The 9,821-nt window shown below is 64.6% G+C and carries 9 protein-coding genes; 7 read left to right on the top strand and 2 right to left on the bottom strand.

Translation table 11 applies throughout. The features are described from left to right. Positions 1–3: 3 nt before the first annotated feature. The 3 genes from ACNFG0_RS16610 to ACNFG0_RS16620 are packed head-to-tail and all read left to right on the top strand — an operon-like array spanning position 4 to position 2,427. A complete protein-coding gene (locus ACNFG0_RS16610; protein WP_196155856.1) occupies positions 4–873 on the top strand; it encodes a DUF72 domain-containing protein in 870 nt (289 codons plus the stop codon). A 33-nt stretch (positions 874–906) separates the two neighbouring features. After that, positions 907–1,737: an isocitrate lyase/PEP mutase family protein gene (locus tag ACNFG0_RS16615; protein ID WP_416765666.1), complete on the top strand. Its 831-nt coding sequence runs from the start codon at positions 907–909 to the stop codon at positions 1,735–1,737. Further along, entirely contained in the window at positions 1,738–2,427 is a 690-nt protein-coding gene (locus ACNFG0_RS16620; RefSeq protein ID WP_416765668.1) for an extensin family protein, read from the top strand. Here ACNFG0_RS16620 and ACNFG0_RS16625 read toward each other — a convergent pair whose 3' ends face one another. Beyond that, complete coding sequence (locus tag ACNFG0_RS16625) at positions 2,428–3,051, bottom strand: energy transducer TonB (RefSeq protein WP_416765669.1); 624 nt, start codon at positions 3,049–3,051, stop codon at positions 2,428–2,430. It abuts the gene before it with no gap. A 93-nt stretch (positions 3,052–3,144) separates the two neighbouring features. Here ACNFG0_RS16625 and ACNFG0_RS16630 point away from each other — a divergent pair, with 93 nt between their 5' ends. Then, on the top strand, positions 3,145–3,933 hold the full coding sequence (locus ACNFG0_RS16630) for a class I SAM-dependent methyltransferase (RefSeq protein WP_416765670.1): 789 nt from the start codon (positions 3,145–3,147) through the stop codon (positions 3,931–3,933). Between the two features lie 226 nt (positions 3,934–4,159). Here the strand turns inward: ACNFG0_RS16630 and ACNFG0_RS16635 are convergent, their stop codons facing one another. Further along, on the bottom strand, positions 4,160–4,789 hold the full coding sequence (locus tag ACNFG0_RS16635; protein ID WP_196144607.1) for a TetR/AcrR family transcriptional regulator: 630 nt from the start codon (positions 4,787–4,789) through the stop codon (positions 4,160–4,162). Between the two features lie 171 nt (positions 4,790–4,960). Between ACNFG0_RS16635 and ACNFG0_RS16640 the strand changes: the two genes are divergently transcribed. The 3 genes from ACNFG0_RS16640 to ACNFG0_RS16650 form a co-directional block, all read left to right on the top strand. Then, positions 4,961–6,061 carry an efflux RND transporter periplasmic adaptor subunit gene (locus ACNFG0_RS16640; RefSeq protein WP_416765671.1) on the top strand — a complete coding sequence of 367 codons (1,101 nt, stop codon included), beginning with the start codon at positions 4,961–4,963 and terminating at the stop codon, positions 6,059–6,061. Positions 6,062–6,066: 5 nt separating this feature from the next. Then, positions 6,067–9,126, top strand: coding sequence for an efflux RND transporter permease subunit (locus ACNFG0_RS16645; protein ID WP_416765673.1), 3,060 nt, complete (start codon positions 6,067–6,069; stop codon positions 9,124–9,126). Positions 9,127–9,559: 433 nt separating this feature from the next. Beyond that, positions 9,560–9,821 (top strand): toxin VasX (locus ACNFG0_RS16650; protein WP_416765674.1); only part of this gene is annotated, 262 nt, incomplete at its 3' end.

Genomic DNA, 9,821 nt, shown 5'->3' on the forward strand with positions numbered 1-9,821 from the left:
TGGATGAATCCATCGCCTCTTCCTTATTTTCTCGGTTGTCCGTCCTGGAGTGACAACGCCTGGCGCGACTACCTCTATCCTGCCGACGCCCGTCCTGCCGAATACCTTGGGCTGTACAGCCAGGTGTTCAACGCCGTTGAGGGCAATACCACGTTCTACGCCCGCCCGGCACCGGCAACGGTGGAGCGCTGGGCGCAGGTGATGCCCGAGCATTTCCGTTTCACTGCCAAGTTTCCTGGCGACGTCAGCCACGCGAGCCACCTAGGCGAACAATTGGCCTCGGCGCTCGATTTCACGCGGCTGCTGGCACCACTGGGCCCACGGGTTTCGCCCTATTGGCTGCAGTTGCCCGCGCAGTTCGGCCCTACGCGCCTGGGGGAGTTGTGCCATTTTCTCGATGAGATCGGCGTGCCAGTGGCGGTCGAAGTGCGCAATGACGCATTTTTTGCCCGTGGCGAAGAGGAGCGCCTGCTCAATCGGCTGCTGCGCGAGCGTGGCGTCGAGCGTATCTGCCTGGACCCGCGTGCATTGTTCAGTTGCACCCTGCGTGACCCCGGCGTGTTGGACGCACAGGCCAAGAAACCACGGGTGCCTCCACGTCCGGCCGCCTTCAGCCAGCATCCCCAAGTGCGTTTCATCGGGCATCCGCAATTGGACGCCAACGAACCTTTCCTCACACCCTGGGTAGACAAGGTTGCCACTTGGATCGAGGAAGGCCGCAGCCCCTATGTCTTCCTGCACACGGCCGACAACCGCCTGGCCGCTGCCCTGGCCCAGCGCTTTCACCAGCGCCTGATGGCGCGTCTGCCCGGCCTTGCGCCGCTGCCGGAATTGCCCCGCGCGCCTGAGGTCGAACAACTGGGGCTACTCTGAGCAATCCTCAACACGCTGCTGGAGGTCATGACCATGGATGTGCAAACCCTGCGAGCCGAAGCCTTCAAGGCGTTGCATGAACGCGAGGGCGCGTTCGTCATTCCCAACCCGTGGGATGCCGGGTCTGCCAAGTTGCTGGCCAGCCTTGGGTTCGAGGCGCTGGCGACCACCAGTGCCGGCCTTGCCTTCAGCCTGGGGCGGCCTGATGCGCAGGCGGCCTTGGACCTCGAACAAACGCTGAGCAATGCCCGGGCGATTGTCGATGCTACGCCCTTGCCCGTGGCGGCCGACCTGGAAAACGGTTTTGGCGACTTGCCGCAGGACTGTGCCGAGGCGATCCGGCAGGCCGCCGGGGTAGGGTTGGTAGGCGGCTCGATCGAAGATGCCAGCGGCCAGGCCGATGCACCGATCTACGACTTCGGCCTGTCGGTGGAGCGTGTACGTGCTGCGGTGCAGGCTGCCCGTGAACTGCCATTTCCCTTCACCCTCTGCGCCAGGGCCGAGAACCTGCTGCACGGTCGCCTGGACCTGGATGACACCATCCGCCGTCTGCAGGCCTATGCCGAAGCCGGTGCCGATGTGCTGTATGCCCCCGGCTTGCGCAGTGTCGACGAGATCCGTGCCGTGGTGCAGGCCGTGGCACCCAAGCCGGTCAATGTGCTGATGGGGATGGCTGGGGTGGCATTGAGCGTCAACCAGTTGCAGGATCTGGGCGTGAAACGCATCAGCGTCGGTTCGTCCCTGGCCCGGGCGGCCTTGGGGGCGTTCCGGCGCGCGGCGCTGGAGATTCGCGACGAGGGCACGTTCGGCTATGGCGAACAGGCCATGCCGTTCACCGAACTCAACGAGCTGTTCCGGCGCTGAATGCGCCTGTTGTCGGTGCTGGCCGTCGGCCTGCTGGTGCTGGCGGCCCTTGCCTGGCAGCTGGGCTGGCGACTGCCGTCGGCCTGGAACCCTTGGGCAGTGCTGGATGTACGCCAGCCACCGAACCTGCTCACCCCCTACAAGCTGTCGCGCCTGCGCACCGATGCCGACCTGTGCCGTCAGGCGCTGCAGACCTCATCCCTGCGCTATCGGGCGCAGGCCGACAGCCCGCCGACGGCAACGTGTCCGCTGCAAAACGTTTGGCGCATCGAAGGTGGCCAGGCACGGCTGGGCAGTAGCTTCCTGGCGTCGTGCCCGCTGGCGGTGGCCTACGCGTTGTTCGAAACCCATGGCGTGCAACCGGCGGCACGACGTGTATTCGGCCAACCGGTGGCGCAGGTCGAGCACCTGGGCAGCTTTGCCTGTCGTAACGTCTATCACCGCAAGCAGGGGCGCCTGAGCCAGCATGCCACCGCCAATGCCCTGGATATCAGCGGTTTTCGCCTCCAGGACGGCCGGCGTATCGTGCTGGCGCGGGACTGGCAGAGGCAGGGGCGGGAGGCCGAATTCTTGCGGCAGGTGCATGAGGCGGCGTGCGCCAGTTTCAGCACAGTGCTGGGGCCGGACTACAACGCCGCTCACCACAACCATTTTCACCTGGACATGGGCTTCTGGCAGGTCTGTCGCTGATCAGGCGTGTACGCGCACGTTGTTCAGCACCACTGGGCGGGCCCAATGGATGTCGAATTCCAGGTCGTTCTGTTGCTGGGCCAGGGTGGGCTCATCGTAGGGATCGGGGGCTTTGTCCAGCAGGTCCATCTCGAACTCGGCGATCGGCAGGAACAGTGGGCGCGGCGAAGGTGCCGGGCCTGGCTCGGGTAGCGGCTGGCCCTGGCTCATGACCACCGGACGCAACCAGCTGTTGTTCAGGTCGAGCTGGCGTTGCTGCTCGATGAGCTCGGCGGCGCTGAAGGGCTCGGGGGCGCTTTCCAGCAGCTCCCTCTCGAGCTCGGCCTTGGGCAGGAACAAGGGTTCGGGTGGGATGATTTCGCTGTCATGGAGGTCGCAGGCGCGCTGCAGGCGAATCTGCGCCAGAGCGTGTGCACCGCCCACTGGTTCGCCGCTGTGCTGATCGACCTGCTTCTCGATGGCCTGGCTGACTGGGTCGGGCTCCGGCGCCTGCTGTTCGGCCAATGCGCGGGCGAAGAAATCCTGCCACAGGTGGCTGACGCCCCCGAGTGCCTGGGTGTTCTGCCGACCGAAGTGGTCGACAGGCGACAGGTAGGTCAAGCCGATGGGAAGAGTATCTGACATGGCAGTCGCGCGCGTTGTGCTCTGGCAGAATAGCGGATACTGCGTGTATCGGCGGTGGCCGGGATTTCATTAATTTTTCGAGTGCGGGAACGGATGGCAGAGCTAGAGCAGGGCGCGGGTATCAGGGTCGAGGCCTTGTCGGTCGAATTTCAGGCCCAGGCGGTGGCATGGGCCGAGCGTCTGGGGTTGCCGCTGGTGGACGATGCTGCCGGCTTCGCCGTACAGGTGGGGGCCGAGGGCTTGCAGATCCAGCAGTTGGGGCCGCAGGCACCGGGGCCGGTGCGGGTGGATTTCGTCGAGGGCCAGGCGGCTCATCGGCGGCACTATGGCGGTGGCAATGGGCAGATGATCGCCAAGGCGGTCGGCATCGCCCAGGGCGTACGGCCCCAGGTGCTCGATGCCACGGCGGGACTGGGCAAGGACGCGTTCGTCCTGGCCAGCCTTGGCTGCCAGATGACCTTGATCGAGCGCCAGCCGTTGATCGCGGCCTTGCTCGAAGATGGCCTGGCGCGGGCGCGCGGTGATGAGGAGGTTGGCGCGATCGTGGCGCGCATGCGCTTGCTGACGGGCAATGCGATCGAACGCATGCGCGGCTGGGAGGGCGAGGCGCCGCAGGTGATCTACCTTGATCCGATGTTTCCGCATCGGGACAAGAGTGCGTTGGTGAAGAAGGAGATGCGAGTGTTTCGGCCCTTGGTGGGTGATGACCTGGATGCGCCGGCGTTGCTCGAGGCGGCCCTGGCGTTGGCTTCGCACCGGGTGGTGGTCAAGCGGCCGCGCAAGGCGCCGATTATCGAGGGGCCCAAGCCGAGTCACAGCCTGGAGGGGAAGTCGAGTCGGTATGACATTTATCCCAAGAAGGCGCTCAAGGCTGGGGGGTGAGTGGCACCGCCACCGCCGCTTTCGCTCTTGCTTTTCCTACGCAACAGCCCAGGCGCCGCCAATTGCGACGTCAGGAGGCCGGATGCAGGAGCCAGCGTTTTTGGGTTCCTGTCTTGGGGTTGAAGTGATGCGTAGATCGCGCGCTGCCCGCGCGGCGCGCGGTCTCACAAGCGCTGCATATTTCACGACAAACACGTCGCAAGGCAGGCGGCATAAAAAACAGCGCCTAAACCCGATACGCCCGCATGAACAACCCAACCACCTCCCGCACATGCGCCTCGGCCTCATCCCCCACCAACGCCGGCGCACACCCCAGCAACAACCGATAATCCGGCGCCCCTTTCACCAGGCAGAAGAAATGCTCCGCCGCCCGCAGCGGATTGTCGATCGCCAGCAGCCCCCGCTGCGCAACACAGCGCAGCAGCGCCTCCATCCCCCCGAGCACCCGTTTCGGCCCCGCCTCCCAGAAATACTCCCCGAAGCCAGGGTCCTGGTTCCCCAGGGCAATGATCAATCGGCTCAACCTCACCGACTCTTCACTGCTGATCAACGCATGGAACCCGCGAGCGATGTTCAGCAACACCTGCTCCAGCGGCACCCCCTCGGGCAGTTCGAAGATCAAATCCGGCAATTGCGCCTGGCAAGTCGCCATGACCGCCGAACCGAACAGCGTCTGTTTATCGGTGAAATGGCTGTAGACCGTGAGTTTTGAAACACCTGCCGCCGCAGCGACCGCATCCATGCTGGTGTTGGCATAGCCAAGGCTGAGAAACAGTGTCTTGGCGGCTTCGAGGATGGCCTCGCGTTTGGCCAGGTCCTTGGGCCGGCCCGGGCCTATGGGTGCGTCGTGGGACATGAGGATCCGAATCTGGTTGAAAAAGGCTTCCATCTTACCGGGTCTGGCGGCGATGGGCGTGCGTTGGGGGAACGTTTTCTCGCATCTACCCGCTTCCCCGGCCCGATCAGCTGATTTAATATACTCGCCAGTATAAATATTCCAGGCGCTGCCCTCGAAAGGATTTCCATCATGTTGCGTCATGCCTTGCCCATCGTTTTGCCTGCCGCCTTGGCCCTGCTGCTGTCCGCTTGCGGGCAGGAAACCGCGGCACCCGCGGCGCCTCGCCCGGCGCTGGTGGTCCAGCCCCAGCCGGCCGGAGCGTCGGCCGACAGTTACCCTGGCGAGGTGCGGGCTCGCTTCGAACCGGAGCTGGCGTTCCGGATCGGCGGCAAGGTCACCAAGCGCCTGGTAGAGGAAGGGCAGCGGGTCAAGGCGGACCAGCCCCTGGCCGAACTCGACCCGCAGGATGTGCGCCTGCAACTGGAGGCCAACCGTGCCCAGCTTGCTGCCGCCCAGGCCAACCTGGCCCTGGTGCGGACCGAGCGCGACCGCTACCAGAAGCTGCTCGACAAGCAGATGGTCAGCCATTCCCAGTTCGACAACGCCGAGAATCTTTACCGCGCCGGTCTGGCCCGGCTCAAACAGGCCAAGGCCGAATTCGACGTGGCCGGCAACCAGGCCGAGTACGCGGTGTTGCGCGCTCCCCAGGCTGGCGTGATCGCCAAGCGCCAAGTCGAGGTGGGCCAGGTGGTGGCCGCCGGGCAAACCGTTTTCACCCTGGCCGCCGACGGCGAGCGTGAAGTGCTCATCGGCCTGCCGGAGCAGCAGTTCGCCCGTTTTGCCGTGGGGCAAACGGTCAGCGTGGAGCTGTGGTCGCATCCCAATGCGCGCTACGAAGGGCGTATTCGCGAGTTGTCTCCGGCGGCCGATCCGCGTTCGCGTACCTTCGCCGCGCGCATTGCCTTCACCTCGGCCAGCGCGCCGGCAGAGCTGGGCCAAAGTGCAAGGGTGTTCATTGCCCATGCCGAGCAGGCGCCGCTGTCGGTGCCGCTGTCGGCCGTCATCGCCGAGCAGGGCCAGGCTTACGTCTGGCGGGTCGGCAAGGACAACCGGCTGGAGCGCGCCGTGGTGCGCTTGGGCCCCTATGGCGCCGACAGCGTGCCGGTACTCGAAGGCCTCAAGGCCGACGACTGGGTGGTGGCCGCCGGTGGCCATGTATTGCGCGAGGGCCAGCAAGTCCGGCCCGTGGACCGCACCAACCGTGACGTGAACCTGGCGGCCAAGGAGTAGTCCCGATGGGTTTCAATCTTTCCGCCTGGGCCCTGCGCAACCGGCAGATCGTGCTGTTCCTGATGATTCTCCTGGCAGCGGTTGGCGCCATGTCCTACACCAAGCTGGGGCAGAGCGAGGACCCTCCGTTCACCTTCAAAGCCATGGTCATCCGCACGATCTGGCCGGGTGCCACTGCCGAAGAAGTCTCCCGGCAGGTCACCGAACGCATCGAAAAGAAGCTGATGGAAACCGGCGAGTACGAGCGCATCGTTTCGTTCTCGCGCCCGGGTGAATCCCAGGTCACTTTCATGGCCCGCGACTCCATGCATTCGCAAGCCATCCCAGAACTCTGGTATCAGATTCGCAAGAAAGTCGCGGATATCCGCCATACCCTGCCGCCGGAGATCCAGGGCCCGTTCTTCAACGACGAGTTCGGCACCACCTTCGGCAATATCTATGCCCTGACCGGCGCAGGCTTCGACTACGCCGTGCTCAAGGACTATGCAGACCGCATCCAGATCCAGCTGCAGCGGGTCAAGGACGTGGGCAAGGTGGAGCTGCTCGGCCTGCAGGACGAAAAGATCTGGATCGAGCTGTCCAACGTCAAGCTGGCGACCCTAGGCGTGCCTTTACAGGCCGTGCAGCAAGCCTTGCAGGAGCAGAATGCGGTGAGCACCGCCGGCTTCTTCGAAACTCCCAGCGAACGGCTGCAACTGCGGGTGAGCGGGCAATTCGACACGGTCGAGCAGATCCGCCAGTTCCCCATCCGAGTGGGCGATCGGACCTTCCGTATCGGCGACGTGGCCGATGTGCACCGTGGTTTCAACGACCCACCCGCGCCGCGCATGCGCTTCATGGGGGAAGATGCCATTGGTCTTGCAGTGTCGATGAAGGAGGGCGGCGACATTCTGGTCCTGGGTAAGGCCCTGGAGGGTGAGTTCGCCCGTCTGGCCCGCAACCTGCCCGCCGGCATGGAACTGCGCAAGGTCTCCGACCAGCCGGCGGCGGTGAAGGCCGGGGTCGGCGAGTTCGTCCAGGTATTGGTCGAGGCCCTGGCCATCGTACTGCTGGTGAGCTTCTTCTCCTTGGGCCTGCGCACCGGCCTGGTAGTGGCCTTGGCCATTCCGTTGGTGCTGGCCATGACCTTCGCCGCCATGCACTACTTCGGCATCGGCCTGCACAAGATTTCCCTGGGGGCGCTGGTACTGGCCCTGGGGCTACTGGTGGACGATGCGATCATTGCCGTGGAGATGATGGCGATCAAGATGGAGCAGGGCTTCGACCGGCTCAAGGCGGCCAGCTATGCCTGGTCGAGCACGGCCTTTCCGATGCTCACCGGTACCCTGATCACCGCGGCGGGCTTTCTGCCGATCGCCACCGCCGCCTCGAGTACCGGCGAATACACCCGTTCGATCTTCCAGGTGGTGACCATCGCCTTGCTGACCTCCTGGGTAGCCGCGGTGGTGTTCGTGCCCTACCTGGGCGACCGGCTGCTGCCGGACCTGGCCAAGCGCCACGCGGCGCGTCATGGCGAGGCTGGCCATGACCCGTACGGTACGCCGTTCTACCAGCGGGTGCGCCGCGTGGTGGGGTGGTGCGTGCGGCGGCGCAAGACGGTGATCGTGCTGACCCTCGCTGCGTTCATCGGCAGCCTGCTGTTGTTCCGCTTCGTGCCCCAGCAGTTCTTCCCGGCGTCGGGCCGGCCTGAGCTGATGGTCGACCTCAAGCTCGCCGAGGGCGCGTCGCTGGCCAACACCGCCGAGCAGGTCAAGCGCCTGGAGGCCTTGCTCAAGCAACAGGACGGCATCGAGAACTACGTTGCCTATGTCGGCACCGGTTCGCCGCGTTTCTACCTGCCTTTGGACCAGCAATTGCCGGCGGCGAGCTTTGCTCAGTTCGTGGTGCTGGCCAAGAGCCTGGAAGATCGCGAGGCGTTACGCAGTTGGCTGATCGCCACGCTGGACGAACAGTTCCCCGAGCTGCGCTCGCGGGTCACACGCCTGGAAAACGGCCCTCCCGTGGGCTACCCGGTGCAGTTCCGCGTGACGGGCGAGCATATCGAGAAGGTCCGCGCCCTGGCGCGTCAGGTCGCCGACAAGGTACGCGAGAACCCCCACGTGGTGAACGTGCACCTGGACTGGGAGGAGCCGAGCAAGGCTGTATTCCTGGAGATCGACCAGGATCGCGCACGTGCCTTGGGCGTGAGCACTGCGCACCTGTCGAGCTTCCTGCAAAGCTCGCTCACCGGCACCACCGTCAGCCAGTATCGAGAAGACAATGAACTGATCGAGATCCTGCTGCGCGGTACCGACCAGGAGCGCCATGAGCTGGGTAATCTGGGCAGCCTGGCATTGCCCACCGATAACGGCCAGAGCGTGGCGCTGTCGCAGGTGGCGACGCTGGAATATGGCTTCGAGGAAGGGGTCATCTGGCACCGTAACCGCCTGCCGACGGTGACCGTGCGCGCCGATATCTACGGCAAGGAGCAGCCGGTGACGCTGGTCAAGCAAATCCTCCCGACCCTGCAGCAGGTGCGCGACCAGTTGCCGGACGGTTACTTGCTGGAGGTGGGCGGTACGGTGGAGGACTCCGAACGCGGGCAGAAATCGGTGAATGCCGGCATGCCGCTGTTCATCGTGGTGGTGCTGACGTTGCTGATGATCCAGCTGCGCAGTTTCTCGCGCACGGTGATGGTATTTCTCACCGCCCCCCTGGGGCTGATCGGCGTGACGTTGTTCCTGCTGGTGTTCCGCCAGCCGTTCGGCTTCGTCGCCATGCTCGGCACCATCGCCTTGGCGGGGATGATCATGCGCAACTCGGTGATCCTGGTCGACCAGATCGAGCAGGATATCGCCGCTGGGCTGGACCGTTGGCAGGCGATCATCGAAGCCACGGTACGGCGCTTCCGGCCCATCGTGCTCACCGCGCTGGCGGCGGTGCTGGCGATGATCCCCCTGTCGCGCAGCGTGTTCTACGGGCCGATGGCGGTGGCGATCATGGGTGGGTTGATCGTGGCGACGGTGCTGACCCTGTTGTTCCTGCCGGCGCTGTATGCGGCATGGTTCAGGGTGAAGAAGGGGTGAAGCACGAAGGCTGAGCGCTGCGGCAAGCCGGACACGTGCTCCGGCTTGCCGACCCTGTAGGAACGGGCTCGCCCCGCAATGGCTGCGCCTGCGGATGGACAAGGTCCGCCAGGTCATGTGAATAACAGCCCCGATGCTGCGCCGAAATCGCAAAAAGCGAAGCTTCCTACAAACCCTTGGGACGCATGAATTACCTCTGAGAAGTCCTTCTCCCTTAGCGTTAACCGCTGGATTCGATAACAGGTGATCCAGGGGCGTCGAGGCTGTCGCCTACCAGGCCAGCTCGACGGTCGCTTTGTAGACAAGGAATTCACATGCCCAGCCAATGCGATCTGTACGTAGGCTTTCAGCCATTGGTGGACTCGGCCACTTTCGAGGTGGTCTCCCTCGTTCTGGACGGGGGGCTGAGCGCTCCTGTGACCAGGAGCCACTCATGAGCATCAGCAAATCCATCATCATCGCCATGCGCCAGGCGATACCCAACCCCAACGGAGCCTGCAACGCCTGCGAGCGAAGCGGCCTGCCCATCCTCCTGCTGCGTACCGCCTACGCTCCCAGGCCCCGCGCCACTACAGCACTCCCGTTGGCCCGTAACACCGAAGTCGCTGCCGTCCCGCTGCACGGGGACCAGCCACGCATCCTGCGTCAGGGTTATGTCTATGTCCTGCTGGACCAGGAAGTCTGGCAGGCCTACC

This window comes from Pseudomonas sp. NY15372 (genome assembly GCF_048068215.1).
Lineage (GTDB): Bacteria > Pseudomonadota > Gammaproteobacteria > Pseudomonadales > Pseudomonadaceae > Aquipseudomonas > Aquipseudomonas guariconensis_A.

What these genes read in the sequence shown, in the direction of transcription:
- ACNFG0_RS16615 (WP_416765666.1), top strand. Translation starts at nt 907, where the DNA reads ATGGATGTGCAAACCCTGCGAGCCGAAGCCTTCAAGGCGTTGCATGAA.
- ACNFG0_RS16620 (WP_416765668.1), top strand. Translation starts at nt 1,738, where the DNA reads ATGCGCCTGTTGTCGGTGCTGGCCGTCGGCCTGCTGGTGCTGGCGGCC.
- ACNFG0_RS16645 (WP_416765673.1), top strand. Translation starts at nt 6,067, where the DNA reads ATGGGTTTCAATCTTTCCGCCTGGGCCCTGCGCAACCGGCAGATCGTG.
- ACNFG0_RS16625 (WP_416765669.1), bottom strand. Translation starts at nt 3,051, where the DNA reads ATGTCAGATACTCTTCCCATCGGCTTGACCTACCTGTCGCCTGTCGAC.
- ACNFG0_RS16635 (WP_196144607.1), bottom strand. Translation starts at nt 4,789, where the DNA reads ATGTCCCACGACGCACCCATAGGCCCGGGCCGGCCCAAGGACCTGGCC.
- ACNFG0_RS16640 (WP_416765671.1), top strand. Translation starts at nt 4,961, where the DNA reads ATGTTGCGTCATGCCTTGCCCATCGTTTTGCCTGCCGCCTTGGCCCTG.
- ACNFG0_RS16630 (WP_416765670.1), top strand. Translation starts at nt 3,145, where the DNA reads ATGGCAGAGCTAGAGCAGGGCGCGGGTATCAGGGTCGAGGCCTTGTCG.
- ACNFG0_RS16610 (WP_196155856.1), top strand. Translation starts at nt 4, where the DNA reads ATGAATCCATCGCCTCTTCCTTATTTTCTCGGTTGTCCGTCCTGGAGT.